Below are 26,742 nucleotides of genomic sequence, written 5' to 3'. Positions count from 1 at the left end.
GACAGCCAGCGTCCACTTCGGACGATGTCCTTCCTCGTCGGGTATCCCGCACCGGTCGCGCCGCGTCCTGGCGGTCTCGGTGACCGCCTCCACGTCGACCTCGATCTCGGCCCGCTCGCCGGCCGCGGCGGCTCGTGGCGCGTTCTTCAGTGTCTTGCGTCGCTTGGCTTTAGCCGCCTTGACCGCAGCCGGACCGGCCTTGGAGGTGTCCCAGGACTCCGGCAGGAACAACCGCCAGCCCAGCGGACAGGAGGCGGTGTCGGTGACCGCGTGCACACTGACCCCGATCTGGCAGTTGGCGACCTTGCCCAGGGTCCCGGAGTACTGCCGGGCCACACCCGGTGAACTCGTGCCGTCTTTGGGGAAGCCGCTGTCGTCGACCGCCCAGGCCACCGGACCGATCGCCTCCACCGCACGCCGGGCCAGTCGCACTCGCACCGCGTCGGTGTCCCAGGTCGAGGTGGTCACGAACTGCTGCAGCCCTTGGTGATCCACTCCCAGACGTTCCGCCATCGGCTGCATCGACTTGCGCTGCCCGTCCAGCAGCAACCCACGCAGATACGTCTCACCCTTGGCCCGTTGATCGGACCGGGCCAAGGGCTCGAACACCTCCGCCGCGAAGGCCTCCAGGCGTTGCCGCACATGAGCAAGCTCATCAGGGGTCACCGGGACAGTGAATCGCCCAGCCTGTCCCGCGCCCCTACGACACGCCGAGACCTAACAAAGCACTACTAGCGGGTGAGACGGTGCCGCGCGGCCGCGAGGTACGTCGCCGCCGGCATGCCCGCGAACAACTGCAGCTCCTGCGGCACCACGGTTTCCTCGTCGAGGAAGCGCAACGCGGGCTCTGCCGTGCGGTAGCGGAACAACGCGCCGAACGCCCGCTCCAGCTGCGCCGGTTCGCGGGTGACGACGTCGAGCAGCACGCCGTCGAACAGCCTGAACCTCGCCGGTGCCCGCGGCAGGTCGAACGGGTGGCCGTGCCGCCGCATCGACTCCGCGATCGCCGCGCTGTCCCGCTGCACGCGCTCGTAGGCGAAGCCCGTCGAGGCTTTCAGCAGCCCGCCCCGTGCGCCGATCGTCAGCACGTGGTCGTGCTGCCGCGTTGGCGGTGCCGCGCGCAACGGCAGGACCGCGTGTTCTTCCCGGTCGATCTCGTAGTGGCCCGTGCCGGCGACCTCCTCCAGGTATTCGGCGAGCGCCTCTTTCTGCGCGGTCTCGTCCGGTGGCGTTCCCGCAGCGACGAAGGAGGTGTGCTCGACCAACGCGTGATGAGCGTCGTCGGGCAGCACGTAGACGAAGCTCGCCCCGTGCGCCTGCGAGGTGCGGAAGTCGAACAGCGTCGGGATCTCCGGGTCGAACGCCGCTCGTTCGCTCGCCACCCGCCAGCCGCGGAACACGAGCTCGCCGTCGGGTGGCGACTCCTCCTCCGGCCCGATCACGCTGTCGAACACCCACCTGGCGCGCAGGAAACGTCCGTCCACGGTCAGTCCGCCGTCGGTGAAACCGTCGACGTGTCCGTGCTCGTACGTGAAGTGCCGCAGCGGATCGGTGTACCTCCGGACCACAGCGGCGAGGTCGGCGCCCCGCACAACGCGGTAGCGGTACCTGCCGAGCCGCAGCACGGTGGTGCGGCCGTTCACGTGCACACGGATCTTGTCGAACCACCTGCTGGCCGCCGCGTCGAGCAGACCAGGCCTCGAACTCCACGACGCCCACGTCGTGGTGTCCAGCGGACGACTGCCGTCATCGATCACGACCACGGGATGCCGGTGGTCCGCGACAGCGAGGTGCGCCGCGAGACTCAGCCCGCTCATCCCTCCGCCGGCGATCACGATGCGCGTCATCCCACCACTCTCATCGCCGGCCGGTCGCACGGGAAACGGCATTGCGCCCGCCGATGTGAGGACCTTCGTCCCTGCGCGCGCCAACGCCGTTGTCGCACCGTTGAGCCATGAGCACCAAGCAGACGACCAGCACGTGGACGACCTGGTTCCTCTGGGTGACCGCCGGCGAGTTCGCCGGTTTCCTCGCCCCCGCGATCACCGGCGCGCTGACGTCGTACGAACCGTTGCTCGTTCTCGCGGGCATCACCGAGGGCGCGGTGCTCGGTGCGGCGCAGTGGCTCGTCCTGCGCCGCTCCCTTCGCGAGCTCAAGCCGGGAGACTGGATCGGCGTCACCGCCTTGGCGGCGGGGTTCGCCTGGGCCGTCGCCATGCTCGCCGTGCACTACGGCGAACCACTTCGCACGTTGCCGCTCGGGGTGCTGCTTCCGCTCGCGACGGTGGCCGGCGCGGGAGTCCTGCTGTCCATCGGCATCGGCCAGTGGCTCGTGCTCCGCCACCACGTCGGCCGGGCGTTCACGTGGGTGTGGGCCAACGCGGTGGCCTGGTGCGGCGGGCTGATCGTGTTCACGGCGTTCACCACTCCCCTGTGGCAACCCGGCCAGCAGACCGCGCTCATCGTCGGAATCGGCGCCGTAGGCGGTCTGCTGATGGCGGCCACGATGGCCGCGATCACCGGCGCCGCTCTGGTCCGCCTCCTGGCCCGGAAGCTGACATGACTGCCGCGCCGGCCACCGCCGCGACCGCCCGGCTGAGGCCGCTGTGGACGAGCCTGGCCACCTGGTCGCTGGCGGGCGTGCTCGTGGCCGCCACGCTCTACGGACTGCTCTCCGAACGCGCCTACCGGCTGGACCGCGTGCTGCAGCTCGAATCGATGGCCCAGGACGTTCTCACCCTGGCGATCGTCCCGGTGTTCGTCTGGGCGGGCCACCGCGGTCGCACGGGCTCGCTACCAGCACACCTGCTGTGGCTCGGGCTGCTCGGCTACGTCGCCTACACCTACGTCATCTACGCCTTCGGGGTGCCGCACAACTCGACGTTCCTCCTCTACGTGGTCGCGGTGATGTTTTCGCTGGCCGCACTCGTCGACGGCATCCCGCGCATCGAGGTTCGCCGGGTATCGCTCGGCCGACACGTGCGCACGGGCTGGTTCCTGATCGTCATCGGTGTCGCGTTCGCCGGCCTGTGGCTCTCCGACATCGTGCCCAGCATCGGCGGCGGCCTTCCCGCCACGATCGGGATCGGTGAGCTGCCGTACCCGGTCTACGTGCTCGACCTGGCGATCGCACTGCCCGCGATCACCGCCACCGGTGTCGCGCTCGTCCGAGGTCACGTGGCCGCACCGGTGCTCGGTGCCGTCGTGCTCATCAAGATTCTGACGCTCGGCCTCGCCATCTGGGCCATGGCGATCGCGTTGCTCCTCCACGACCAACGTCCCGACTGGCCGGTCGCGGGCTTGTTCGCCGTCGTGATCGCCGTCTGCACAACGATCCTGTGGCGCGGCGTCCGGCAACTCGCCGACCCGGCTCCGGGCTGGCTGCGCCCCGCGCTCTGGGAGTGACCCGGGACCTTCGGCGCCCGCACGACAGGTCCGCGGCCCCTGCGTACCGGCGACCACGACGAGAAGCATGAAGCCGGGACGAACCCCTGACGCAGCAGAGGAAGGCGCAGCTTCGATGACGGCGACAGCGCAACTCACGACCAACACCGCCTGGCGCGGATTCCGGGACGGGCCGTGGTGCGACCAGATCGACGTGCGCGGATTCATCCAAGCCAACTACTCCCCCTACGACGGCGACGCCGGGTTCCTGGCCGGCCCGACGCCGCGCACGACCGCGTTGTGGCGGCGGCTCAGCGAGATGTTCGTCGAGGAACGCGCCCGCGGCGTCCACGACGTCGACGCGCACACGCCGTCGTCGATCACCGCGCACGAACCCGGCTACATCGACCGCGACCACGAGATCGTCGTGGGACTGCAGACCGACGCTCCGCTCAAGCGCGCGATCATGCCCCAGGGCGGGCTGCGCATCGTCGAGTCCGGTCTCAGGACCTACGGCTACGAGCTCGATCCTCAGGTGCGGGAAATCTTCACCCGCTACCGCAAGACCCACAACGACGGTGTCTTCGACGCCTACACCGCCGAGATCCTCCGCGCCCGCAAGGCAGGCATCATCACCGGGCTCCCCGACGCCTACGGGCGCGGCCGGATCATCGGTGACTACCGCCGTGTTCCGCTCTACGGCATCGATCGGCTGGTCGCCGCGAAGAAGGCAGAACGCGCGGCCCTCGACGAACTGTGGTCCACCGAGGACGTGATCAGGGATCGCGAGGAGGTCGCCGAGCAGCTCCGTGCGCTCGAAGAGCTCCGGCAGATGGCCGCTTCCCACGGTTTCGACATCTCAGGGCCGGCCACCACTGGCCGCGAAGCCGTTCAGTGGCTCTACTTCGCCTATCTCGCCGCGGTGAAGGAGCAGAACGGTGCCGCCATGTCGCTGGGCCGCACCTCGACGTTCCTCGACGTCTACCTCCAGCGCGACCTCGACGAGGGCCGGCTGACCGAGAGCGGGGCTCAGGAACTCGTCGACGACCTCGTGATCAAGCTGCGGATCGTGCGGTTCCTCCGCACACCGGAGTACGACCAGCTGTTCTCCGGCGACCCGACGTGGGTCACCGAGTCCATCGGCGGCATGGGCTGCGACGGTCGCCCGCTGGTCACCCGCACGAGCTTCAGGTTCCTCCAGACCCTGAACAACCTCGGCCCCGCGCCCGAGCCCAACCTGACCGTGCTCTGGTCCCCGCGCCTGCCGGAGGGCTTCAAACGGTTCTGCGCCAAGGTCTCCATCGACACGAGCTCCATCCAGTACGAGAACGACGAGCTGATCCGGCCGCATTTCAACGACGACACCGCCATCGCCTGCTGCGTCTCCGCCATGCGCGTCGGCAAGCAGATGCAGTTGTTCGGAGCCCGGGTCAACCTCGCCAAGGCCCTGCTCTACGCGATCAACGGCGGCCGTGACGAGGTGTCCGGCGTGCAGGTGACGCCGGCCTTCCCACCGATCTCCTCCGAGTACCTCGACCCCGCCGAGGTCCGCGCCGCGTTCGACCGGATGACCGACTGGCTGGCCAAGACCTACGTCGAAGCGCTGAACATCATCCACTTCATGCACGACAAGTACGCCTACGAACGCATCGAGATGGCGCTGCACGACCACCCCGTCCAACGCCTGCTCGGCTGCGGCATCGCCGGGCTCTCGGTCGTGGCCGACAGCCTCTCGGCGATCGAACACGCCCGCGTGCGCGTGATCCGCGACGAGACCGGCCTCGCCGTCGACTACGCCGTCGAAGGTGACTTCCCGAAGTACGGCAACAACGACGACCGCGCCGACGCCATCGCGGTGGAACTCGTCGAGTCCTTCATGAAGAAGGTCCGGCGGCATCCCGCTCACCGCGGCGCCGTGCACACCCAGTCCGTCCTCACGATCACGTCGAACGTCGTCTACGGCAAGCACACCGGCAACACCCCCGACGGCCGGCGCGCGGGCGAACCGTTCGCACCCGGCGCCAACCCGATGAACGGCCGCGACAAGCACGGCCTCGTCGCTGCGGCCCTGTCCGTCGCCAAACTCCCCTACGAGCAGGCGCAGGACGGTATTTCGCTGACCGCGAGCATCACACCGGCCGGCCTCGGACAGACCGCGGACGAGCAGGTGACCAACCTCGTCGGCGTGCTCGACGCGTACACCGACGCCGGCGGCTTCCACCTCAACGCCAACGTCCTCAACCGCGAAACCCTGCTCGACGCCATGGCACACCCGGAAAACCACCCGCAGCTCACGATCCGGGTGTCGGGCTACGCGGTGAACTTCATCCGGCTCACGCCCGAACAGCAACGCGACGTCATCAACCGCACCTTCCACGAGTCGCTGTGAGCACCACCGGCTCCGTCCACTCCTGGGACGTCTCGACCGCGGTCGACGGACCGGGCACCCGTTTCGTGCTCTTCCTGAGCGGGTGCCCGCTGCGTTGCCTGTACTGCCAGAACCCCGACACCTGGCACATGCGCGACGGCCACCGCATGACCGTCGACGACGTGACGGCGGAGATGGCCAAGTACCGCCGGTTCATCGAGGTCGCCGGCGGCGGCATGACCATCAGCGGCGGAGAACCGTTGCTGCAGACCGACTTCACGGCCGCCGTGTTCCACCGCGCCAAGGAACTCGGCTTTCACACCGCCCTCGACACCTCAGGATTCCTCGGCGCGCGAGCGACCGATGAGCTCCTCTCCGACACCGACCTCGTGCTGCTCGACATCAAGTCCTGGGACCCGGTCGTCTACCGGCACGTCACCGGCGGCGAGGTCACACCGACGCTGGAGTTCGCCCGCAGGTTGTCGGCCGCGGGCAAGCCGATGTGGATCCGGTTCGTCCTCGTTCCCGGCCACACCGACGCGGTCGACAACGTCGAGGGCATCGCGTCTTTCGTCAGCACCCTCGACACCGTTGAGCGCGTGGAGGTCCTCCCGTTCCACAAACTCGGCGCGCCGAAGTACGCCGGGCTCGGCATCCCGTTTCCCCTGGAGAACGTGCCCACGCCGGACACCGCGCTGATCCAGCGGGTTCGCCACCAGTTCTCCTCCTGCGGAGTGCCGGTGCACTGACGTCCGACGACGAGGAGTTCCGTTGATCGACCGGGCAAGTTCCGACGACGTGATGTCGCTGGACTCGGGCATGCAGGTCGGCGCGGTGATCGTGCTCGAACGAGATCCCGGCACTGTCGAATCCCTGCTCGCGGAACGCATCCGCACTGTTCCGCGACTGCGCCGGCGGCTGGTCGCGACACCGTTCGGATGCGGCCGTCCCATCTGGGTCGACGACACCGAGTTCGACATCGCCAAGCACGTGCACCAGGTGGTCTGCCCCGATCCCGGCGATGAGGCAGCGCTGCTTGGCATCGCCTCTTCCTTGGTGACCCGTCCGTTGCCCCTCTCGTCACCGCTCTGGTCCGCGACGCTGGTCACCGGACTGGCGGAGAACAGAGCGGCGCTGGTCCTGGTGTTCCACCACGTGCTGTCCGACGGCATCGGCGGCCTCGCCGTGCTGGCCAACCTGGTCGACGGAGCACCTCCCACCGAGACCGCGGCGTTTCCCGCTCCCGCGCCCACCCGCCGTGAGCTGGCCGCGGACGCGTGGCTGAGGCTGCCTCGGCACTTCTCGCTTCCCGGACTGCAGCGGCCGTCACTCGGCGCGCGCAGCTCCCTGAACCAACCGACCGGTCCACGACGGCAGCAGACCATGGCACGAGCGAGCGTCTCCCGGTTGCACACCGCCGCACACCGCTGCGGAGGCACGGTCAACGACGCCTTGCTCACCGCGGTCACGGGCGCGCTGGGCACGGTGCTGGCCAAACGCGGTGAGAACATCGAGGAACTGGTCGTCTCGATTCCCGTCTCGACGCGCCGCTCGACCACAGCCGCTCACCTCGGCAACAGCACCGGCGTCATGCCCGTCGCGCTGCCGACCGGGGGTGATCACTGGTCACGACTGACCCGCATCGCCGCCATCACCAGGTCGCACAAGAAATCAGTCACGTCAGCCACCCCGATCTTCCGCGCGTTGAAGGCGTTCGGAGTGGCGGACTGGTTCATGAACCACCAGCGCATGGTGAACACCGTCGTGACCAACGTGCACGGGCCCGATCACCCCATGCACCTGGGCGGCGCGACGATCACCGGCCTCATCCCGTTGTCCGCCACCACCGGCAACGTGACCGTGGCGTTCGCAGCCCTCTCCTACAACGACACGTTCACCGTCACGGTGGTCGCCGACCCCGATCACGTACCCGACCTGCCCGAACTGACCCAGGCACTGGAGGTGGAACTCGACCTGCTCGGAATCCCCGCCTCGCCCTGACGGCGCCGGGCAGAGGGGGCTTGACGCGTTGGCTAATCATGATAGCTTTTAGCTAATCCCATTAGCCAAGCGACCGCGTGGAGACAGTGATGACCGAGTTCCTGAACGTCGACGGCGGGACGATCGCGTACGAGGTGACCGGCACCGGGCCTCTGGTCGTTCTCGCCCACGGCATGGGAGACAGCCGCAAGGCCTACCGGTTCCTCGCCCCCGCGCTGGTAGAAGCAGGATTCCGGGTCGCCGCAACGGATCTGCGCGGCCACGGCGAGTCCAGTGCCGGCTGGTCCTCCTGCACCCGCACCGATCTCGCGCAGGACCTGATCGCCCTGGTGAAGCACCTCGGCGGGCCCGCCGTGCTCGTCGGCCACTCCATCTCCGGCGGCGCGGTCACGATCGCCGCGGCGAAGGCACCGGAACTGGTCACCGCACTGGTCGAACTCGCGCCGTTCACCCGCAAGCAGCAGGTTCGGCTGTCCGACTTGCGGGTGAGCGGCTACCGCCGCGGCATGACTCGCCTGCTGGGCACCGCCGTTCTCGGCAGCACCAACCAGTGGGCCAAGTACCTGGACATCGCCTACCCCGGCGCCAAGCCGGCGGACTGGGACGCCCGGCTGGCGGAGATCACCGCGATGCTGAGCGAGCCCGCACGCATGAAGGTCCTCCAGGCGATGGGCAAGACCTCCCCCGCCGACGCCGGCGAGCAGCTGGCCAACGTCACCTGCCCGGTACTCGTCGTCCAGGGAACGCAGGATCCCGACTGGGCCTCGCCGCAGGCGGAGGGTGAGGCCGTCATCGCCGATCTCCCGGCCGGCCTGGGCAAGCTGGAGATGATCGAGGGTGCCGGGCACTACCCGCACGTCCAGTTCCCCCAGCAGACTCTCGCCGCGATCCTGACGTTCCTGGCCGATGTCCGTGCCTAGGTCGGGCCTGCAGACGGACACGATCACCGCAGCCGGTGCCGCACTGGCCGACGAGATCGGCTTCACCGAGCTGACCATGGGCAGGCTGGCGGAACGACTCGGAGTGCGCACCCCGTCCCTGTACAAGCACATCGCCGGCCAGGACGACCTCAACCGCCGGATCGCGGCCCTGGCCCACACCGAGATCGCCGACGCCATCGGCACGGCCACCCAGGGCCGCGCGGGACGCGACGCGCTGGCAGCCGCCGCACACGCGCTCCGCGACTTCGTGCTCACCCACCCCGGCCGCTACGCCGCCACTCTCGGGCTGACCCCGATCGGTCCCGGCGACCCGGTCGCGATCGCCGCCTCACGCGGACTCGGTCCCTTCGAAGCCGTCCTCCGGGGATACGACATCTCTCCGGAGACGATGACCCACGCACTGCGTGCGCTGCGCAGCCTCTTCCACGGCTTCGCGGACCTCCAGGCCACCGGCGGCTTCCAGTGGTCCACCGACGTCGGCGAGAGCTTCGAGTGGCTCATCGACCTGATCGACCAAGGCCTCCGCCAAGCCGCGTGACAGGTCCGGCCGACGTCATCCGGAGTGCGTTCCACCGACCCAGCCGGGCGTCAGGGGAAGCCGGCCGGATCGGTGTGCGGCACGCTGGTCGACCACCCACTGTTCGATCTTGTCGACAGACCGGGAGACGGGCTCGTCGGTGGTGTCGACGACGTGGGTGCTCCACCGCGGATCGCCTGCTGTCCAGTCGATCCAGCGGTGCCAGGCCATGTCCGGGGCACTGCCGTTGGTGATGGCCTCGGGGAGGTGCCGAGGATCTCGGGCGTGTCCGCGGTGCCAGGCGGCCCAGCCCAGGAACGCGTCGACCGCCTTGGAGTCCCACCGGCCGGAGTCGCGGTGAGCGAGCCGGGCACGCCGGATCTCGTCGTCCACATCGACCAGACAGAGCGCGATCCCGTCCACCTCCGGTGCGGAGGGAGCCGCCAGGACCTCGCCCAGTGGGGACTGTCCGGTCAGCAGCAGGTCCAGTCCGCGTTCCTGGTACTCGAGTGCGCGGCGCACCCACAGCTCGGTGTTGCGGTGGCGCCAGTGCGGGTCGGGGTCCCGCGGCACACCGACCTCGTCGAAATCGTGGACGACGACGTCGCGGAGCCGGTCTGCCACGGCAAAGGCGAGTGTGGACTTGCCCGAACAACTCGACCCCGTCAACTTCAGCAGCACATCGCCAGGGTTACACGGTCTGGGCGCTCGGCACACCCGACTTTCCCGTGTCGACGCCACCGGTGTAGCCGAGCCGTCCCTTGGTGACGACGATGACGACGAGGCTCAGCACGCCGAGGCCGAGCACGGGGCCCCAGAGCAGTTCTTCGCCGGCATCGGGGAAGAACTCGGCGAAGGCGACGGACTGGAAGTTGTTGATCGAGCAGTGCAGCAGCATGACCAGGGGCAGGCTCTGGCGTCCCTTGTTGTAGACCAGGGTGATCAGGAAGCTCATCTCCATGGCCATGACGGCGAAGCGGACGAGCGTTTCGGCGGTGACGTCGGGGCCTCCCCAGGGGGTGAGGAACAGCGGCAGGTGCCAGATGATCCACAGGGTGCCGAGGACGAACGTGGCGATCATCGGCTGGTGGCGCTGCTGGAGGCGGCTGAGGGCGAAGTCACGCCAGCCGGGTTCCTCGGCGAGGCCGGTCGTGAAGAACTGCAGCACCAGCATCGGCACGTAGACGGCCAGCAGCATCAGCGAGGGCGCCCGGAAGCCTTCGCCGTCCGTCACCGCCAGAGTGCCGAGCAGCACTGCCACGGGGACGGCGAACAGAGCGAACGCGTACCACAGGACGCCGGCGCGGAACTGGAAGAGCCGCTTGCGCCACCGCCGGAGACCTTCGCGGCCCTCGGTAACGGCGGTGACGGTGAACGCGGCGGTCAGCGGGCCGAGGTACGCGCCGGGCAGGATCGCGGTGAGCTGGTTGCCCATCAACAGGTCCGGGTACCGGAACTGCAGGACGCCGAACCCGTCCAGCGACAGGATGTAGGGCACCCAGGCCAGCCAGCTGATGCCGTTGGCCAGGGTGAAGAACGTGATCAGCGGGAAGCGCTGGACCAGCGCCTGCCAGCCGCTGGAAGCGATGCGGCCCGAGTCCGCGACAGGGATCGAAGTCATGGTCGGAAGACTAGGAATCGATCTTGCCGGAGTCAGTGCAGTCAAGGGCCGTTCTCGGGGTGGAGCCTGCTCTACCGCGCGTCTCGCTTGGTGAACGTGATCACGGTGACCGCGAACGTGATCACGAGCCACGCAGCCATCACCGCACCCCCTTCCCCCGCGGAGAGGACACCCGGCCGGTAGAGGCTCGCCCCCGCGCGGTCCGGGAGGTACTCGGCGACGTCCGTGGCCGCCGCCAGCAGTGGGGACACCACGAACACCAACGTCACCAACGTCGCGACGGCGCCGACGACGCTGCGCAGCAACACGGCGACGGCGAGGGCGAGGAGTCCGATCACGACCAGGTAGACGGTGGTGCCGGGTAGCGCGGCGCCAGGCTCCTCAGCGGCCACTGTGGACAGTGCGACGGTGAGCAGCGTCGTCGGGGTGGCGACGGCGAGGTAGGCGAGGACCTTTACGGACAACAACAATGGCCGGTTCGGGACACTCAACAGGCTGGTGCGGAGCTGGCTTCCGCTGTACTCACCCGCCGCGGTCAGGATGCCGAGCAGGATGAGGCCGAGCCGGCCGTACTCCACCGCGCGGAATCCCGCTGCCAGAGCCAGAGCCGGTGTGGCGAGGACCGTGATCGCAACAGTGCTGTGCACCGCAGGCAGTGTGGCCAGCTTGCGCAGCTCGGCAGCGAAGACGTGGCGAAGGGCGTTGCTCATGATGCCTCCCGCTCACGCGTCGCGGCGGACGAAGGTGACCACGCCCACCACCAGACCGAGCACGGTCCACGCCGTCAGCACAATTGCTCCCACCACCGGTGGAAGTTGTTCTGTGAACGCGGTTCCGCGTGCGAACAGGGGCATTCCGGCGGCGTCGGGGAGGAACTTCGCCCACGACGTGACCTTGGACAGCAGGAGTGACACGGACACCAGCGAGCCGTTGACGATGAGCACGATCAGGGGGACGACGCCGCTGCGCGTGATGGTGGTGACAGCGAAGGCGATCAGCGCCGTGCAGACGCAGTAGAAGACGGCGCCGGGCAGTCGCCAGCCGAGTTCGCCGACGACCTGCCACGGCGAACGCCCGAACTGGCCGAGCAGTGCCTGCCCCACGGCGATCCCCGTGAAGATCGTGGCGGACGAGAGCAGCACGGTCACGAGCGTGAGCGCACCGGCCTTCGCCACGAGCAGCGAGCCTCGCCGGGGGACGCTGGTCAGCGTGGCCAGGATCTGCCTGCCGCCACCGACATCGCCCGCATTGGCGGTGTACTCGCTGCTCATGATGACGACACCGAGCACGATGCCGGCGATCACCGCGAACATCACGGCCTCGAACCCGCCCTCGGCGACGGCCCGGTGGTCCAGCAGACTGGTGTCACCCGCGGCGAGACGGGTGCGCAGGGAGTTCCCGTTCAGCGCGGCTATCGCCGGTGCCGCGACGAAGCACAGTCCCGCGGCGACGAGCGACGCGCGGAGCGAGACGAGTTTGCGCAGCTCGGCACTCAGGTGCCTCATCGGTCCTCCCCGCCGGTGAGCGCGAAGAAGGCGTCCTCCAGGGACGCGTGTCCCTCACTCACCTCAGCTGTTGTTCCACTGTGGACGATCGAGCCGTTGTTGATCACAACCAGGTCGTCGGCGGTGCTCGCCAACTCGGTCATCAGGTGACTCGACAGCAGCACAGTCCGGCCGTCCGCCGCGAAGGACCGCAGAAACTCGCGCAACCAGCGAATGCCATGTGGGTCAAGACCGTTCACCGGCTCGTCCAGCACCAGCACCTCCGGTTCACCCAGCAAGGCGGTGGCCAGTCCCAGTCGCTGGTTCATGCCCAGTGAGAACCCGCCAACCCGCTTGCGGCCGATGTCGCCGAGTCCGACGAGGTCCAGCACCTCCGGCACGCGAGTCCTCGAGATGCCGTTGCTCGCCGCCACCCACGACAGGTGCCCGCGCGCGGTCCGCGACGGGTGTGCGCCACTGCCTTCCAGCAGCGAACCCACGGTTCGCAGCGGGTTCCGCCACGCCCGGTACGGCTTGCCGCCGATGAGTGCGGTGCCCGAATCGGCCGAGTCGAGACCGAGCAGGATGCGCAGAGTGGACGACTTGCCGGCGCCGTTGGGACCGAGGAAACCGGTGACGCGCCCGGCTCTCGCGGTGAAGCTGACACCCCGCACGGCCACCTTCTGGCCGTGCCGCTTGACCAGGTGGGAGACTTCGATCATGTCCCCAGCCTGCGGGCGCACCGTGCCGGAGTGCATCAGCCAAAGGTTGACACCTATCGCCGGAGCGTGTGCACGAACCCGGACTCGTAGGCGAGGATCACCAACTGGGTGCGGTCACGGACGCCCAGTTTGTCGAAGAGGCGGCTCAGGTACGTCTTCACCGTGGCCCTGCTGAGAAACAGCGCGGTGGCGATCTCGTCGTTCGACATGCCCTCCACGACCGCCGCCACCACGTCGTGTTCGCGGTCGGTCAACTCCGCGAAGCGCGCCAAGTCGGGTTCCGCGCGGTGCCGCTTGGCGAACTCCGCGATCACCCGGCCTGTGACCTCGGGCGCCAGCAGCGAATGTCCGTTGTGGACGGTCTGGATCGCCTGCAGGATCTCCTCCGGACCGGCGTTCTTCAGCAGAAACCCGGAGGCACCGGCGCGCAACGCCTCGTAGACGTACTCGTCGAGGTCGAACGTCGTCAGGATCAGCACCCGCACCGCTGCCGGCGGCGCGCACACCACACGGGTGGCCTCGAGTCCGTCCAGCACCGGCATTCGGACGTCCATCAGCACCACGTCGGGGCACAGCCGGTGCACGGCGCTGATCGCTTCCGCGCCGTCACGCACCTCGCCGACCAGCACGAGCGATCCGTCGGAGGCGACCAGCTCGCACAACGAACCACGCAGCACCTCGTCGTCCTCGGCGACGAGGACCCTGATCCGCCCGCTCACGCGCCCGGCTCCGGAAGCACCGCGCGCAGCGTGAATCCGCCCTGCTCGCGTACACCGAACGTCAGCTCTCCACCGAGTGATTCCACCCGTTCCCGCAGCCCGATCAGCCCGAACCCCTTCTCGTGGTGACGTGTCTCGACCAGTGTTCCACCATCGTCGATGACCTCGACGATCACCGTGCCGTCCATCGCGTCCACGGTCACCTGGCAACGGCAGCCCGGGGCGTGCCGGGCCGCGTTCGTCAGCCCCTCCTGCACGATCCGGTACACCGCCAGCCCGGTGCCGGTCGGCAAGCCGTCCGCGCCGCGCACGGTGAGAGCCACCTCGATGCCGGCGGCGCGCATCCGCTGGGCCAAGGCGGCGAGGTCCTTCATTCCTGGCTGTGGCCGCCGTTCGGCAGGCGTGCCGGGGTCTCTGACCGTGCCGAGCACCGCACGCAGATCGGCCATCGCGTCCTTGCTCGCCCGCTCGATGCGGGTCAGCCGGTTCCGCAGCTTCTCCGCGTCACCCGCGTCGACGTGGGCTGACACCCCGGCGGTCACCGCGATCGTGCCGAGCGAGTGTGACACGACGTCGTGCACTTCCCGCGCCACCCGCAACCGTTCCTCCAGCACCGCACGAGCGCTCTCGGCCCGTCCGGCGTGCGCGGCCTCCTGGCGCTCCCGCCGGACCGCCTCACCGAGCCGCCAGGTGCCGGCCAGGACCAGCAGGCTCACGATGACGTACCGCAGGACGTCCTGCCGTTCGGTGACCCCGATCGACAGCATTGCGGCCACTGTCAATCCGAGTGCGACCGACGTGGCCCGCGACATCCTGGAACTGCCGTGCGCGACCGCCACCGGGTACAGCGTCCACGCCGCGGCCACGAACGGATCCCAGGTCACGCCGAGAAGCGCTCCCGCCAGGGTCGTCGCCGCGACCATCCCGAACGCCACGACCGGCCACCGCGACCGGAGCAGCACCCCGGCGACGACCAACACGGCCAATGCACTCGGCGGTGCGCCGCGAGGCAGCCAGAACACCAGTACACAGAGCCCCGCGACTCCCGCGTCGACCAGCAGCCTGGAGAACACCACCCGACCGAGCTTACGGAGCGACGGATGTGCCGGGGGCCTCACAGTCACAGGCGTCGACAGCGACTGTGAGGCCCCTCAGGCCCTACTTCACCGCGTAGGCCCTGGTGATCGTCTCCGTCACCGAGTTGCCCAGGACGTCGGTGGCCGTCGCGCGCAACGACGCGAAGCCCGCCGGTCCCGCGGGAATCTCCAGCTTCCCTCCGGAGACCTCGACACGGCGCCACGTGACGCCGTCGTCGAAGGAAACCTCCACGCCGATCGACCGCACACGCGCGGCCTGTGCACCGGGCTGATGTGCGACGGACACCGTGCCGCTCACCGCACCGTGCGCGGTGTTGCGATCGTCGAGGTTCAGCGCGTACCTGATGTCGAGCAACGGCAACGCCGTCCGCTCAGCCGTGCTGGACCGCGAGTGGAACCTCCACTCCGAGCGCACCGCGGGAGACAGTGCCGGGTCGAGGTTTCCGAGCGGCCGCTTGGCCTCGGCGGTGAGGGTGAACCACCCCGGACCGGAAGGCACCTCGTACGTCCCGAGCGCGGGCCGGTCACCGCGGGCTATCTCCTTGCCGTTGCGCGACAACACGGTCGTCCCGGTGTGCAACGGGGTGAAGAAGCTGGCGGTGGCGGGATCGCTGTCGGAGAACATCGGGATCGTCAGGCTGATCCGGTCGCGCGTGCGGTACGCCCACGGCAGCGGTTTGCCGTCCTGTCGCGAGATCGGCGGCGTGGTCAGCTCCGGCCCGAACGGCGCGGCGAAGACGCGGGAGGTCCGCTTCTCCCCCGCCTCGAGCTGCACCGGCAACGTGATCTCCGCGTGCAACTGGTCCTCGTTGTCCAGGTGTGCGCCGGTGTCGGCCAACTGCACCCCGACACCGGGCGTGATGTAGTCGGTGCGGCGCTGCGGCCACTTCGACTCCACCTCCGCCCCCGCACGCATCAGCCCGAGACTCCATGACGCGAACCCGAAGCGGTACGTCCTCGGCGGCATGGTGTCGATCAGCCTGCGTTCGATCCGGCCGAGGCCCGCCCTGGCGAACTTGAAGTCGTACCCGCCGGGCAGACCACCCTTGACCTCTCGACCGAGGAAGTAGGACACCGGGCTGTTCGCGCGCACGGACAGCGTGGCCTGCACGGTCCGTTGCGCCATCAGATCCTGCACGCGGCGCAGCTCCGCCGCGTTGTAGACGAGGCCGGTCGGCAACTCGGGTTCGGCGTCCGGGTCGGAGTCGCTGGTGGGCATGAAGAAGGAGAGCACCGCCCGCGCGCCCTTCTGCTTCAGCAGCTTCACGCCGTCCATCAGCTGCTCCCCCGGCGGGTACACCGGGTCGTCCCAGTTCTTCGGTGTGATCACCGCGATCGCGCCGGAAACGTCACCGGCGGCCTCGATCGACGCCCGGTCCGCCTCACCGACGCCGACCAGCCGGCCGGTGTGCGTGCCGGTGAAGTCGTTGGTCCACGGGAAGTACGTGTCCCCGAGCTCGAAGCCTCCGGTCCCGGTCACCGTCGTCAGCGCCCACGGGTGGTTCCAGTAGCTGAGGCTCGTCAACGTCAGGCCGCGCATCCGAGGGCCCGCGACGCTGTACAGGCGGGCGCTTTCCCTGGGCACACCACCGCGCAGAATGCCCGCGAACTCCATCGGCCCGGACTCGTCGGGGTCGGACATGAGCCCGATCCCGCCACCGAGCTGCGGCCGCGCGTCCGGGTCGTCCACGCCGACCGTGATCGGCTTTCCGGCTGCGGTGTTCGCGTCGACGTTGGTGTCCTTGGAGATCTCCACGCGCTGGGCGAACATCGTGTCGTTGCCCGCCGTGTCCACGATGAGCCCGAACACCCGGTACGGGCCGTTCGCCACGGTGAGGGTCACCGAGTCTGTTGAGGTGGAAGTGAAGTCCGCGTACGCCTGGCCGGTGCGTTCGTTCTGCGCGATGACCAGCGCCTGGAACGTCTCGCCGGACCTCGGTGGGACCTTCACGGTCAACGTCCGCCGCTCGCCGTTGAACTGGCCGGTCACCGGAGTGTTCAGCACCACGTCGCCGCCACGCGCGCGCAGAACTCCGGTGACATCGCCCGCCGGTTGCGCGGACGGACGCGCGGTCACGGTGACCACCGCCGAACCGCCTGCCGGAACGGTCACCGACTTCGCCACCGAGAGAACGTCCTCGCGGTCGACTTCCAGGTCCAGCGCGAGAGTGACCGGAGTGCTCCCGGAGTTGACGTAGGTGATCTCGCGGGTCGCCTCGGCCGTGCCCCACACCGCGCCGAACCCGGCCACTCCCTCGGCCCGCACCTGTTGCGCGACAACGCGGGCGATGTCGAGCCGGCCCGCGCCCTGGGCCAGCGTGGAGATGCCCGGCAGGCGCTGGGACGACCCGATCAGGGCGCTCTTGATCTGCTCGCCGGTCCAGTCCGGGTGTTGCTGCGCGAGGATCGCGGCGGCACCGGCGACGTGCGGGGACGCCATCGAGGTGCCGGAGAGCTGCGCGTACCTGTCGCCCACCGCGTACTCCGGGAACGTTCCGGCAGCCCGCGCCGCGACGATGTCCGTGCCCGGCGCGGCGATCTCCGGTTTCAGCCCGAAGTCACCTCGCCTCGGTCCCTGGCTGGAGGTGGTGCTCAGCTCGTCCCGCTTGGTCACGTTGGCCACGGTGAGCGCCCGGTCCGCGGCAGCGGGCGAGCTCACGGACTCACGCGCGCCGTTGTTGCCCGCCGCGACGACGAACAACGCGCCACTGGACTCGGAGAGCTGGTTCACCGCTTGGGACATCAGATCCGTGCCGTCGGTGACGCTGCCGCCGATGCTCATGTTGATCACGTCGGCGCCCTGCTCGACGGCCCACCGCATGCCGTTGAGGATCCAGTCCTCCCTGCCGCCGTACTGGCCGAGCACCTTGCCGACCAGCAGCCGGGCGCCGGGTGCGACGCCCTGGTAGCGCCCCTGCGACGCCGCGCCGCTGCCCGCGATGGTGGCGGCCACGTGGGTGCCGTGCCCGTCCGTGTCCTGCACGCCCTCACCGGTGAAGTCCGCGGAAGAGTCCACAACGGACTTCAGATCCGGGTGTTCCCGGTCGTACCCGCTGTCCAGCACCGCGACCTTCACCCCGTCGCCGCGCAACCCCGACTGCCACGCCTTCGGAGCGCCGATCTGCCGCACGCTCTCGTCGAGCACGGGCCGGACGCGGCCGTTGAGCCAGATCTTCTCCTGTGCGGCCGCGACACCGGCCGAGCCGCGCTCACGCCAGCGTTGCGCCGCCTCGGTCTTCGGGATGTCGACCGCCGTGACGCCCGCAGTCAGGATTCGCGCGACGGAGTTCGTCACGATCGTCGGCACGGTGGGCTCGTGCCGGTCGTCGTAGTCCTGCTGGACGAGCCCGGTCACGTCGAACAGCCGCTGGTCCAGCTTGCCCGCCTCGAGATCCGCGACGGCGTCCTCCGGCACCACGTGGTCGTGGCCGTCGAGCCGGTAGCGCCAGGTGCGCAGTCGCTCCCGGCCTTTCGCCATCCGCACGGACGAGACCCGGTCACCCGCCACGACCACCTGGTCGCCGGTGATCAGCGTGACGACTCCAGGCGTGGCCGCGGCTTGCGGCGCACCCTCACTCGCCGTCGCTGGCGTCGCCACCACGACGGAGAGCAGGAGCGCGGCCGCCAACGCCGCGCTTCGTTTTCTGTACATGCGCATCCTTCGAGCGGGATCGATGAGTCCCCGAACGTAGGGGCGCGCGCCGCACCGTGTCTGCGATCTTCATGACCTCTTCACAACCGGGATTTTCGCCGCTCACAACGAAATCGAGTCGCCGGTCCGGGGCACGGCCCTGGTCATCACTCGCCGCGCGATGGCCAGGGCGAGGCGCTTCGGTGCCAGCTTGCCGAACACGAAGGCGGTCAGCTTGTTCGCGTAGCCGTCGACGACGGACGGTCGATTGCCTGACAGAGCGCGGAACACGGTGGTCGCGACCGCCTCGGCGGTCCGCGTGCCGCGAGCGTTCATCGGCGTCTTCGTGGGACCGGGGCTGACCGCCACCACCCGGACTCCAGTGCCCCGGGTCTCCGCCCACAGCGCCTGGGTGAACGAGAGGACGTACGCCTTGGTCGCCGCGTACACCGCCAGGTGCGGCGCGGGCACGTACGCCCCGGTGCTCGCGATGTTGACGACAGCCCCGTGTCCGCGGGCGACCATCGCGGGCATCAGGAGAGCGGTGAGTTCGGTCAACGCGGTGACGTTGACGTCGATCAAGGACCGGTACCGGGCCGGGTCACCGTCGAGCACCGGCCCTCGCACGCTGACCCCGGCGTTGTTGACCAGCACCTCCACCTCGATCTCCTCGTCGGCCAACGTCTTCGCCAGCCGCGTCGGCGCGTCCGCGGTGGCGAGGTCGAGAGGGAGGGCGCGCACGGTCACTCCGTGGCGCCGGCTCAGCCGCGCGGCCTCTTCCTCGAGCTTGTCGGCACTGCGGGCGACCAGGACGAGGTGCACGCCGTGGGCGGCCAGCCGTTCGGCGATCGCCGACCCGATGCCGGTGGAGGCACCGGTGACGACGGCGAACCTGTCGCGCATCTGCGCTGCTGTGATCATGACATCGACGCTAAACCTTGACGTCCATGTCAAGGTCAAGGTGGACTGGGGCATGCGCATCGGAGAGTTGAGCAAGGCGACCGGCGTCAGCAGCCGGGCACTGCGCTACTACGAACAACAGGGCCTGCTCTCCAGTGAGCGCCAGCCCAACGGGTACCGCGAGTACGCTCCCGAGTCGATCAAGATCGTCGCGTTCATCCAGGACCTGTTCCAGGCCGGCCTGTCCTCCGACGTGGTCCGCGAGATCCTGCCCTGCGCCCGAGACGAGCACCCGCCCGGCGACTGCGCCGCACTCCTGACGCGCGTCCGGCAGGTCCGTGACGAACTCGTGCGACAGGAACAACACATCGCCGAGCGTCGCCGGCGACTGGACGCCTATCTCAACGAGGGCTACGAGGTACCGAGGCGCAGCTTCACTTGACCCGTGCGGAAACCTCGTCCAGTGCGGCCGTCTCCTCCGCGGTGAGCTCGAACTCCGCCGACGCCAGCAACGCCGAGACCTGTTCGACGGTACGTGCGCTCGCGATCGGGGCCACGACACCAGGACGCCCGCGCAACCAGGCGATCGCCACCGTCGACATGTCCACTCCCCTGGCGGACGCGATGTCCTCGACCGCCTTCACCACAGCGAGCCCTTCCTCGGTGAAGTACCGGCTGGCGACAACGCGACGGACGATCTCGCCGAACTCCTGCCTGTTCCTGCGGTTCTTGCCGGTGAGGAAAGCGCCGATCAGCTGGAAGTACGGCAAAGCCTTGCGATGAACGCCGACCTGGCGGTACTTCCCGGTGAGGAAACCGCTCGCCAGGGCGAAGTACGGCACCGCCACCATCCCCTCGTCGGCCAGCACGGGAGCGATCTCGCGCTCGTAGCGGCGACGCGTCACGAGGTTGTAGTCCGGCTGCACGACCGTCGGCGGCTCGTACCCCTCACGGCGGGCGATGTCGAGCCACTCCTTGATCCTCGGCGCGGTGTAGTTCGACAAGGCGACCACACGGATCTTGCCCGCCTTGTGCAGCGCGTCGAACGCACCGGCGGTCTCGGCAAGTGGCGTCTTGGGGTCGTCGAAGTGCGCGTAGTAGACATCGATGTGGTCGGTCCCCAGCCGGACCAGCGAGGCCTCCAGGGCCGCCTTGACGTTACCGGCGGCCAGGCCCTTGAACTCGGGGTGCCGGCTCACCTTGGTACCGATGACCAGGCTGTCGCGATTGCCGCGGGCGGCCAGCCAGGAACCGATGATCGTCTCGGATTCTCCACCGGAGTTGCCCGGCACGTCCGCGGTGTAGCTGTCCGCGGTGTCGATGAAGTTCCCACCACCGGCGACGAACGCGTCCAGCACCCGGTGTGAGCCCTTCTCGTCACTGGTCCAGCCGAACGTGTTCCCACCGAGGACCAGCGGGAACACTTCGAAGCCGGAGCGGCCGAGCCGTGCCATTGAAGATCCTTCCGTTGGGAACAAGGAAATCGGGCGTCCCCGAAGAACTTCTTGACCTTGACGCCAACGTCATACCTTAACGTTCGAGGCATGACGTCCGCGCCCTTGAGAAGAAGTGCCTTGGCTGCCCGATGACCGCGCTGGCGGCAGTCCACGGCGTCCTTCCCCCGCACACCTACGCTCAGGCCCAGATCACCGACCAGCTGACGCGAATGTTCCAGCCCGACAAGGCATCGCGTGCCCTGCTGAACCGCTTCCACGCCAGCACGCGGGTCGCCACCCGTCACCTGGCCCTGCCGATCGAGGAGTACGTCGGGCTCGACGGCTTCACCGCCGCGAACGACGCCTTCCTGACCGCGGCGGTGGACCTCGGCTGTGATGCGGTGCTGGGTGCCCTGTCCGCGGCCGGGCTCGAGCCGGCCGACGTGGACGTCGTGATGTCCACGACCACCACCGGAATCGCGGTGCCTTCCCTCGACGCCCGCATCGCGACGCGGATCGGCATGCGGGCCGACGTCAAACGGGTACCGCTCCTCGGACTCGGCTGCGTCGGCGGCGCGGCCGGGGTGGCCCGCCTGCACGACATCCTCCTCGGCGCACCCGGTTCCGCAGTGGTGCTGGTGGCCGTGGAGCTGAGCTCGCTGACCCTGCAGCGCCAGGACCTCAGCGCCGCCAACATGATCGCCTCCGGCCCGTTCGGCGACGGCGCCGCCGCCGTGGTGGCGGTCGGCGTGGATCACCCCCTCGCCGCGACAGGCCCTCACGTCGTGGACACCGCGAGCCACCTGTACCCGGGTTCCGAACGGGCGATGGGCTGGGACGTCGGCAGCACGGGGTTCCGGATGGTCCTCGGCCCGGAAGTGCCAGGCCTCGTGCGGGCGCACCTGGCCGACGACGTGCGCGACCTCCTGTCACCGCACGCGTTGGCGATCGACGACATCTCCCACTGGATCTGCCACCCCGGCGGGCCGAAGGTGATCGACGCCGTCCAGGAGGCGCTCGGCCTGGACCACGACCACCTCGCGATGACGTGGAACTCGCTCAACCGGGTCGGCAACCTGTCGTCCGCCTCGGTGCTGCACGTGTTCGCCGACACGCTCACCCAACGACCCCCGAGGTCCGGGGACTGGGGTGTGCTGATGGCGATGGGACCCGGCTTCTGCTCGGAACTGGTGCTGCTGCGCTGGTGAGGCCCGCTGTCGGCACTACCGGTCGAGCAGTTCCAGGAACCGCTCGAGCATCATGCTCTGGTACTCCTCCTGGCTCCACCCGCAGTCCCGCACCAGCAACGTGTAGGTGCTGTGCTGGGCGGTGACCCAGCACAGGTCGACCGTGCGGTCGACGTCGTCGGGAAGCCGGCAGAGTCCCCACTCCACCAGGCGGTGGATCAGGCGGCGGCCTTCCTCCCGCATGTCCTCGATCCTCTTGCGGTAGGCGACCGCGAGCGCCGGGTCGGTGTTCGCGCCCTCCACGAAGGCCGACCACATGCCGGCGCTGCGCTGGTTGGCGTCCGTCAGCGTCGCGGAGACGAGCGCGAGAGCGTCGGCGAGCGTTCCTCCCAGCGGTGGCGTGGCGAGTTCCGGACGTGCGTACAGAGCTGTGCCGTCGGTCGTTCCGCTCAACGTGATCTCCAGCGCCCGGAGGAACACGTCGGACTTGCCCCCAACCGTGTAGATCGTGTCCATGGAGACGCCGGCGACGGTGGCGAGCTGGCGCATCGACGTCGCCGCATACCCCTGTTCGGAGAAGAGAGGTATCGCGGCCAGGCAGATCTGGACTTTCGTCTGCTCAGCCCGGTTCTCCCGCGATGGCGAGCGATAGGTGCGGGCCACATCTCTCCTTTCGCCCCTTACGAGATAGTCTAAGGCGAAATTGACCGGAACACCGTTCTGTCGAATTCAGGAGAGAGCAACTCGTGAGTCGTGTTGTCGTGGCCGCCAGTCCGCTGGCGGGCCACACGTTCCCGATGATCCAGATCGCCGGCGAGCTCGTCACCGCCGGACATGACGTCACCTTCGTCGGCGGTGAGCGGTTCGCCGACCACGTCGCGCAGGTGGGTGCCACCCTGCGGCCCCTGACCGGGAAGGCCGCCTACGACGACCGCCGGATGGCCGAGTTCTTCCCTGAGCGGTCCACGCTCTCCCCCGGTCCCGAGATGCTCACCTGGGACATCTCGCACGTCTTCGGCGACGCCATCCCCGACCAGCACGCGCTGATTCAGGAGTTGCTGGCCGAGGACCCGGACGCGGTGGTCGTCGCCGAACTGATGTTCCTCGGCGGTCTGCCGTCGCTGCACGGTGCCGGTGTCCGGCCGCGTCGCTGGATCGGCGTCGGCATCTCGCCGCTCTACTACCCCAGTGACGACACCACGCCGTTCGGCCCGGCGCCGGCTGTTCCGGGTAGCGACCAGGTGGAGGCGAACCGCGCGATGAACGCCGGGCTCGCGGCCGCGCTGTCCGGTGCGGCCGAGTACCTGCAGCGCGTGGTCGACGGCCTGGGCGCGACCGGGTTCACGATGCCGAACTACTTCTCCACGATGTACACCGAGCCGGACGACGTGCTGCAGCTGACCGTGCCGGAGTTCGAGTTCCCCCGCTCCGACCTGCCGGAGAACCTGGTGCGGTTCGTCGGGCCGCTGCCGCCGGTCGCCCCGGAGGGCTGGACCGAACCCGCCTGGTGGCCCGAGCTGGACGGCGACCGCCCGGTCGTCGTGGTGACGCAGGGCACGCTGGCCAACGACGACCTCTCCGAACTGGTCGAGCCGGCGCTGGCCGCGTTCGACGGCGAAGACATGCTGGTGGTCGCGGCGTTAGGACGCCCGCCCGTCGCGCTGAAGTGGCCCGTGCCGGCGAACGCCGTCATCGAGGAGTTCGTGCCGTTCGACCGGTTGTTGCCGCGTGCGGACGTGTTCGTCACCAACGGCGGCTACGGCGCCACGCAGCAGGCGCTCGCCGCGGGCGTTCCGGTCGTGGTGGCAGGCCAGACCGAGGACAAACCCGCGATCGCCGCACGGGTCGGATTACTCGGCCTCGGCATCGACCTGCGAACCCAGCGTCCGGCGCCGGACGAGGTGGCCGGCGCCGTCCGGCAGATCCTGACGACACCGTCCTATCGGGACAGGGCCGCCGAACTCTCACGGGCGTACGAGAAGGTCGACGGTCTGCGGCTGATCACGGACGTCGTCGCGGAAGCGTTCCGGAAGTGAGAGGCAGGCGGGCGAGGCCATCCGGTCTCGCCCGCCGCACAGCGTTCGCTTCTCGGTTCAGCACTGCTGTTCCCACTCGAGTTCCTCCCAGCGCCTGGCGGCGATGGCCTCGCGGGTTCCGACGGCCAGGTTCAACGTGAACAGGGTCTCGTCGACACCGTTTCCCGCGATTTGGACCAGCAACACGAGCCCGTCCTGGTCGGGCGGCACCTGCCATTGCCTCGAGAACCCACCGATCTGCGCGACGGCGTTTGGTGCGGGTCCACTGTGGATGCTGTTCAGGACCGCCTCCACGAAGCCTTCCAGAACCTCGTCGCGGCCCGGTGCGCTGTCGCCGAACGCACTCGTCGCCGGGGCGCAGTCCCAGTCGTGGTCGATGGTCAACCCGGCCACCGCGTACAACGAGTGCGGTTCGTGGGGGACGATTTCCTGGTCGTCCATGTCCGCCGGCGGAACGCGCTCTGTCGTGGGGATCCCCGCGGGAACGTGGAGCACCGCGGAGCGCTCGGGTTCGTACCGGAAGCTGGTGAAGAACACCAGGTGCCCGTCCGGCGGCAGGTCGATGTCGAGCCAGCCGCCGGGCAGGGCCGCGCAGTCCACGGCCAACGCGAACGGTTCCGCCCCGGCCGGCCATTCGACGCCCTCCGGCAGCGAAGGCAGTCCACCTGTTCGCCCGGCAGGACGACCTGGCGACTCGATGCCGCTCGGCAGGTCCTCGTGCCGCACCAGGAGAACAGAAGGACGCAGCAGCCCGCTCAACTCCTGCGCCACGCCAGGGGGAACGCCGTGCCGTTCGGCCAGTCCTGCGATGACGTGCTCACCGACGAAGCTCACTGCGTGATCTTGCCAGTTGCGTGATCACGCGGTCCACGTCCTCCGCACTTCTGTCCACTTGGGACTGAACCGGGCCTCGCGGCGTTTCCCCGCCGGCGAGCTGTCGCACGGACCCGATGCGAACCCGTCCCTGTTATCGCTAACAGCGCTCGTGCCGAGCAGTCGCCCGACTACGGACCCGGACCGTTCGAGGCCGAATACCACCATTCAGCAGAGGTCCAGCCGCCGATAGAGGCAACTTTCCGGAAAGAAGGTCTTGAGCTGCACGGACGGGCACTGTTAGCGTTCACACCCCCTCGACCCCACGATGGAGTGGACCGATGAACACTGCTGTTCCGAGGCGGTTCGTCCGCAGACTGGCTGTGGTCGCGTTGGCGGTCGCCACCGCATTCGCAGGCCTGGTGGTGGTGATGCCGACGGCGCACGCGTCGCCGGCCGTGCAGTTCACGAACTCGTTGGCGGAACAGCGGGCGGACCCGCACGTCTTCAAGCACACCGACGGCTTCTACTACTTCACCGCGACGGTGCCGGAGTACGACCGGATCGTGCTGCGCCGTGCGACCACGATCCAGGGACTGGCGAGCGCGCCGGAGACGGTGATCTGGCGCAAGCACGCCACCGGCGAGATGGGCGCGCACATCTGGGCGCCGGAGATCCACTTCATCAACGGCAAGTGGTACGTCTACTTCACCGCCGGGCGGTCCGACGACAAGTGGCGCATCCGCATGTACGTGCTGGAGACCGCCGATCCCAACCCGCTCACCGGTACCTGGGTGGAGCGCGGGCGGATCGTCACGCCGTGGGACACGTTCTCGCTCGACGAGACCACGTTCGTGGCGAACGGCGTGCGGTACCTGAGCTGGGCGCAGGCCGAACCCGGCGGTGACTCCAGCATCTACCTCGCGCGGATGGGCGCCGACCCGTGGACGATCACCGGGACGGTGACGAAGCTGACGGCGCCGACGCTGACCTGGGAAACCCGCGGGGCCAGGGTCAACGAGGGACCGGCGGTGATCCAGCGCGACGGCCGGATCTTCCTGACCTACTCCGCCAGCGCGACCGACGCGAACTACTGCCTCGGCATGCTCTCCGCGTCGTCGACGGCCGACCTGCTCAACCCGTCGTCGTGGACCAAGAGTCAGAACCCGGTGTTCGCCAGCAACTCCGCGACGAGCCAGTACGGCCCCGGCCACAACTCGTTCACGGTGTCCGAGGACGGGCAGAGCGACATCCTCGTCTACCACGACCGCGGCTACCGCGACATCGCCGGTGACCCGCTCGCCAATCCCGACCGCCGCACCCGCGCGCAAAAGGTCTACTGGAACGCCGACGGCACGCCGAACTTCGGCATCCCGGTCGCCGACGGCGTCACCCCGGTGCGGCTCAAGTCGTACAACTTCCCGGACCGGTTCGTGCGGCACTGGGAGTACCGGGCCAAGGTCGAGGCAGGCGTCAACCCGTTGGCGGACTCGCAGTTCCGGATCGTGACCGGCCTCAACGGCTCCGGCACGGTGTCGCTGGAGTCGACCAACTTCCCCGGCTACTACCTGCGGCACCGCAACTACGAGTTCTGGGTCGAACGCAACGACGGCAGCGCGCTGTTCCGCAACGACGCCAGCTTCTTCCAGCGCGCGGGCCTGGCCGACAGTTCGGCGGTGTCGTTCGAGTCGCAGAACTTCCCCGGCCGCTACCTGCGCCACAACGGCACCACCGTCAACCTGACCACCGCGACCGACACCGTCGCCCGCGCCGACTCCACGTTCATCCTGGAGTGACGGTCCGCCTGTCGTAACCGAACCTCGGTGGCCGGGCGGTGGTCAGCCCGGCCACCGCCCTCCCGCGCCCTGGTGGTGCGACGTTGCCG

General features: G+C 69.0%; 25 protein-coding genes. 11 read left to right on the top strand and 14 right to left on the bottom strand.

Annotated features, from left to right (window positions below; translation table 11 throughout):
* Positions 1–666 (bottom strand): IS701 family transposase (locus tag AOM45_RS22740; RefSeq protein ID WP_236703798.1); only part of this gene is annotated, 666 nt, incomplete at its 3' end.
* Between the two features lie 65 nt (positions 667–731).
* Positions 732–1,847 carry a lycopene cyclase family protein gene (locus AOM45_RS22735; RefSeq protein ID WP_156093577.1) on the bottom strand — a complete coding sequence of 372 codons (1,116 nt, stop codon included), beginning with the start codon at positions 1,845–1,847 and terminating at the stop codon, positions 732–734.
* A 107-nt stretch (positions 1,848–1,954) separates the two neighbouring features.
* On the opposite strand from AOM45_RS22735, the gene AOM45_RS22730 reads away from it, so the two are divergent.
* The 7 genes from AOM45_RS22730 to AOM45_RS22700 all read left to right on the top strand — a co-directional run bounded on the left by AOM45_RS22730 (position 1,955) and on the right by AOM45_RS22700 (position 9,232).
* Positions 1,955–2,563, top strand: coding sequence for a hypothetical protein (locus tag AOM45_RS22730; RefSeq protein WP_051782797.1), 609 nt, complete (start codon positions 1,955–1,957; stop codon positions 2,561–2,563).
* Positions 2,560–3,405, top strand: coding sequence for a hypothetical protein (locus AOM45_RS22725; RefSeq protein ID WP_030465430.1), 846 nt, complete (start codon positions 2,560–2,562; stop codon positions 3,403–3,405). Before AOM45_RS22730 ends, AOM45_RS22725 begins: the two co-directional genes overlap by 4 nt.
* Before the next feature lie 115 nt (positions 3,406–3,520).
* The gene (gene pflB / locus AOM45_RS22720; protein WP_030465429.1) at positions 3,521–5,773 is read left to right on the top strand and encodes a formate C-acetyltransferase; all 2,253 of its coding nucleotides are present in this window, start codon (positions 3,521–3,523) and stop codon (positions 5,771–5,773) included.
* On the top strand, positions 5,770–6,501 hold the full coding sequence (gene pflA, locus AOM45_RS22715; protein WP_030465428.1) for a pyruvate formate-lyase-activating protein: 732 nt from the start codon (positions 5,770–5,772) through the stop codon (positions 6,499–6,501). The genes pflB and pflA overlap by 4 nt, the downstream gene beginning before the upstream one ends.
* A 22-nt stretch (positions 6,502–6,523) precedes the next feature.
* Positions 6,524–7,753, top strand: coding sequence for a wax ester/triacylglycerol synthase domain-containing protein (locus AOM45_RS22710; RefSeq protein WP_051782796.1), 1,230 nt, complete (start codon positions 6,524–6,526; stop codon positions 7,751–7,753).
* An 89-nt stretch (positions 7,754–7,842) separates the two neighbouring features.
* Complete coding sequence (locus AOM45_RS22705; protein ID WP_030465426.1) at positions 7,843–8,673, top strand: alpha/beta fold hydrolase; 831 nt, start codon at positions 7,843–7,845, stop codon at positions 8,671–8,673.
* The gene (locus AOM45_RS22700; RefSeq protein ID WP_201780043.1) at positions 8,660–9,232 is read left to right on the top strand and encodes a TetR/AcrR family transcriptional regulator; all 573 of its coding nucleotides are present in this window, start codon (positions 8,660–8,662) and stop codon (positions 9,230–9,232) included. Before AOM45_RS22705 ends, AOM45_RS22700 begins: the two co-directional genes overlap by 14 nt.
* 15 nt (positions 9,233–9,247) lie before the next feature.
* Here AOM45_RS22700 and AOM45_RS22695 read toward each other — a convergent pair whose 3' ends face one another.
* The 9 genes from AOM45_RS22695 to AOM45_RS22655 all read right to left on the bottom strand — a co-directional run bounded on the left by AOM45_RS22695 (position 9,248) and on the right by AOM45_RS22655 (position 19,406).
* Positions 9,248–9,835, bottom strand: coding sequence for a hypothetical protein (locus AOM45_RS22695; RefSeq protein ID WP_201780042.1), 588 nt, complete (start codon positions 9,833–9,835; stop codon positions 9,248–9,250).
* A 67-nt stretch (positions 9,836–9,902) separates the two neighbouring features.
* Positions 9,903–10,832, bottom strand: a complete 930-nt coding sequence (locus tag AOM45_RS22690) for a CPBP family intramembrane glutamic endopeptidase (protein ID WP_051782795.1) — start codon at positions 10,830–10,832, stop codon at positions 9,903–9,905.
* A gap of 71 nt (positions 10,833–10,903) precedes the next feature.
* A complete protein-coding gene (locus tag AOM45_RS22685; protein WP_030465422.1) occupies positions 10,904–11,542 on the bottom strand; it encodes a hypothetical protein in 639 nt (212 codons plus the stop codon).
* 12 nt (positions 11,543–11,554) lie between these two features.
* Positions 11,555–12,337 (bottom strand): ABC transporter permease, encoded by a 783-nt coding sequence (locus AOM45_RS22680; protein ID WP_030465421.1) that lies wholly within the window; start codon positions 12,335–12,337, stop codon positions 11,555–11,557.
* Complete coding sequence (locus AOM45_RS22675) at positions 12,334–13,038, bottom strand: ABC transporter ATP-binding protein (protein WP_030465420.1); 705 nt, start codon at positions 13,036–13,038, stop codon at positions 12,334–12,336. The genes AOM45_RS22680 and AOM45_RS22675 overlap by 4 nt, the downstream gene beginning before the upstream one ends.
* Before the next feature lie 53 nt (positions 13,039–13,091).
* Positions 13,092–13,757 (bottom strand): response regulator transcription factor, encoded by a 666-nt coding sequence (locus tag AOM45_RS22670; RefSeq protein WP_030465419.1) that lies wholly within the window; start codon positions 13,755–13,757, stop codon positions 13,092–13,094.
* A complete protein-coding gene (locus AOM45_RS22665; protein WP_051782794.1) occupies positions 13,754–14,833 on the bottom strand; it encodes a sensor histidine kinase in 1,080 nt (359 codons plus the stop codon). Before AOM45_RS22665 ends, AOM45_RS22670 begins: the two co-directional genes overlap by 4 nt.
* 82 nt (positions 14,834–14,915) lie before the next feature.
* Complete coding sequence (locus tag AOM45_RS53650) at positions 14,916–18,506, bottom strand: S8 family peptidase (protein ID WP_162185607.1); 3,591 nt, start codon at positions 18,504–18,506, stop codon at positions 14,916–14,918.
* 102 nt (positions 18,507–18,608) lie between these two features.
* Positions 18,609–19,406 (bottom strand): SDR family NAD(P)-dependent oxidoreductase, encoded by a 798-nt coding sequence (locus AOM45_RS22655; RefSeq protein WP_035909013.1) that lies wholly within the window; start codon positions 19,404–19,406, stop codon positions 18,609–18,611.
* Between the two features lie 52 nt (positions 19,407–19,458).
* Between AOM45_RS22655 and AOM45_RS22650 the strand changes: the two genes are divergently transcribed.
* Complete coding sequence (locus tag AOM45_RS22650; RefSeq protein ID WP_030465415.1) at positions 19,459–19,827, top strand: MerR family transcriptional regulator; 369 nt, start codon at positions 19,459–19,461, stop codon at positions 19,825–19,827.
* On the opposite strand, the gene AOM45_RS22645 is transcribed toward AOM45_RS22650, so the two are convergent.
* Positions 19,820–20,839 (bottom strand): aldo/keto reductase, encoded by a 1,020-nt coding sequence (locus AOM45_RS22645; RefSeq protein WP_030465414.1) that lies wholly within the window; start codon positions 20,837–20,839, stop codon positions 19,820–19,822. The genes AOM45_RS22650 and AOM45_RS22645 overlap by 8 nt on opposite strands.
* Before the next feature lie 131 nt (positions 20,840–20,970).
* Between AOM45_RS22645 and AOM45_RS22640 the strand changes: the two genes are divergently transcribed.
* Entirely contained in the window at positions 20,971–22,029 is a 1,059-nt protein-coding gene (locus AOM45_RS22640) for a type III polyketide synthase (protein WP_030465413.1), read from the top strand.
* A 15-nt stretch (positions 22,030–22,044) separates the two neighbouring features.
* On the opposite strand, the gene AOM45_RS22635 is transcribed toward AOM45_RS22640, so the two are convergent.
* Positions 22,045–22,671, bottom strand: a complete 627-nt coding sequence (locus AOM45_RS22635; RefSeq protein WP_051782793.1) for a TetR/AcrR family transcriptional regulator — start codon at positions 22,669–22,671, stop codon at positions 22,045–22,047.
* 83 nt (positions 22,672–22,754) lie between these two features.
* Between AOM45_RS22635 and AOM45_RS22630 the strand changes: the two genes are divergently transcribed.
* Positions 22,755–24,044 (top strand): glycosyltransferase, encoded by a 1,290-nt coding sequence (locus tag AOM45_RS22630; RefSeq protein WP_030465411.1) that lies wholly within the window; start codon positions 22,755–22,757, stop codon positions 24,042–24,044.
* A gap of 57 nt (positions 24,045–24,101) precedes the next feature.
* On the opposite strand, the gene AOM45_RS22625 is transcribed toward AOM45_RS22630, so the two are convergent.
* Complete coding sequence (locus AOM45_RS22625) at positions 24,102–24,878, bottom strand: DUF1963 domain-containing protein (RefSeq protein WP_201780041.1); 777 nt, start codon at positions 24,876–24,878, stop codon at positions 24,102–24,104.
* 320 nt (positions 24,879–25,198) lie between these two features.
* Between AOM45_RS22625 and AOM45_RS22620 the strand changes: the two genes are divergently transcribed.
* Entirely contained in the window at positions 25,199–26,653 is a 1,455-nt protein-coding gene (locus AOM45_RS22620; RefSeq protein WP_035909010.1) for a family 43 glycosylhydrolase, read from the top strand.
* Positions 26,654–26,742: the final 89 nt, after the last annotated feature.

Source organism: Lentzea aerocolonigenes (assembly GCF_000974445.1).
In the GTDB taxonomy this organism is placed as follows: Bacteria; Actinomycetota; Actinomycetes; order Mycobacteriales; family Pseudonocardiaceae; genus Lentzea; species Lentzea aerocolonigenes.
This window is presented reverse-complemented; position numbering and strand designations above follow the sequence as displayed.

What these genes read in the sequence shown, in the direction of transcription:
- AOM45_RS22735 (WP_156093577.1), bottom strand. Translation starts at nt 1,847, where the DNA reads ATGACGCGCATCGTGATCGCCGGCGGAGGGATGAGCGGGCTGAGTCTC.
- AOM45_RS22730 (WP_051782797.1), top strand. Translation starts at nt 1,955, where the DNA reads ATGAGCACCAAGCAGACGACCAGCACGTGGACGACCTGGTTCCTCTGG.
- AOM45_RS22725 (WP_030465430.1), top strand. Translation starts at nt 2,560, where the DNA reads ATGACTGCCGCGCCGGCCACCGCCGCGACCGCCCGGCTGAGGCCGCTG.
- pflB (WP_030465429.1), top strand. Translation starts at nt 3,521, where the DNA reads ATGACGGCGACAGCGCAACTCACGACCAACACCGCCTGGCGCGGATTC.
- AOM45_RS22705 (WP_030465426.1), top strand. Translation starts at nt 7,843, where the DNA reads ATGACCGAGTTCCTGAACGTCGACGGCGGGACGATCGCGTACGAGGTG.
- AOM45_RS22700 (WP_201780043.1), top strand. Translation starts at nt 8,660, where the DNA reads ATGTCCGTGCCTAGGTCGGGCCTGCAGACGGACACGATCACCGCAGCC.
- AOM45_RS22690 (WP_051782795.1), bottom strand. Translation starts at nt 10,832, where the DNA reads ATGACTTCGATCCCTGTCGCGGACTCGGGCCGCATCGCTTCCAGCGGC.
- AOM45_RS22685 (WP_030465422.1), bottom strand. Translation starts at nt 11,542, where the DNA reads ATGAGCAACGCCCTTCGCCACGTCTTCGCTGCCGAGCTGCGCAAGCTG.
- AOM45_RS22680 (WP_030465421.1), bottom strand. Translation starts at nt 12,337, where the DNA reads ATGAGGCACCTGAGTGCCGAGCTGCGCAAACTCGTCTCGCTCCGCGCG.
- AOM45_RS22675 (WP_030465420.1), bottom strand. Translation starts at nt 13,038, where the DNA reads ATGATCGAAGTCTCCCACCTGGTCAAGCGGCACGGCCAGAAGGTGGCC.
- AOM45_RS53650 (WP_162185607.1), bottom strand. Translation starts at nt 18,506, where the DNA reads ATGTACAGAAAACGAAGCGCGGCGTTGGCGGCCGCGCTCCTGCTCTCC.
- AOM45_RS22655 (WP_035909013.1), bottom strand. Translation starts at nt 19,406, where the DNA reads ATGATCACAGCAGCGCAGATGCGCGACAGGTTCGCCGTCGTCACCGGT.
- AOM45_RS22650 (WP_030465415.1), top strand. Translation starts at nt 19,459, where the DNA reads ATGCGCATCGGAGAGTTGAGCAAGGCGACCGGCGTCAGCAGCCGGGCA.
- AOM45_RS22645 (WP_030465414.1), bottom strand. Translation starts at nt 20,839, where the DNA reads ATGGCACGGCTCGGCCGCTCCGGCTTCGAAGTGTTCCCGCTGGTCCTC.
- AOM45_RS22640 (WP_030465413.1), top strand. Translation starts at nt 20,971, where the DNA reads ATGACCGCGCTGGCGGCAGTCCACGGCGTCCTTCCCCCGCACACCTAC.
- AOM45_RS22620 (WP_035909010.1), top strand. Translation starts at nt 25,199, where the DNA reads ATGAACACTGCTGTTCCGAGGCGGTTCGTCCGCAGACTGGCTGTGGTC.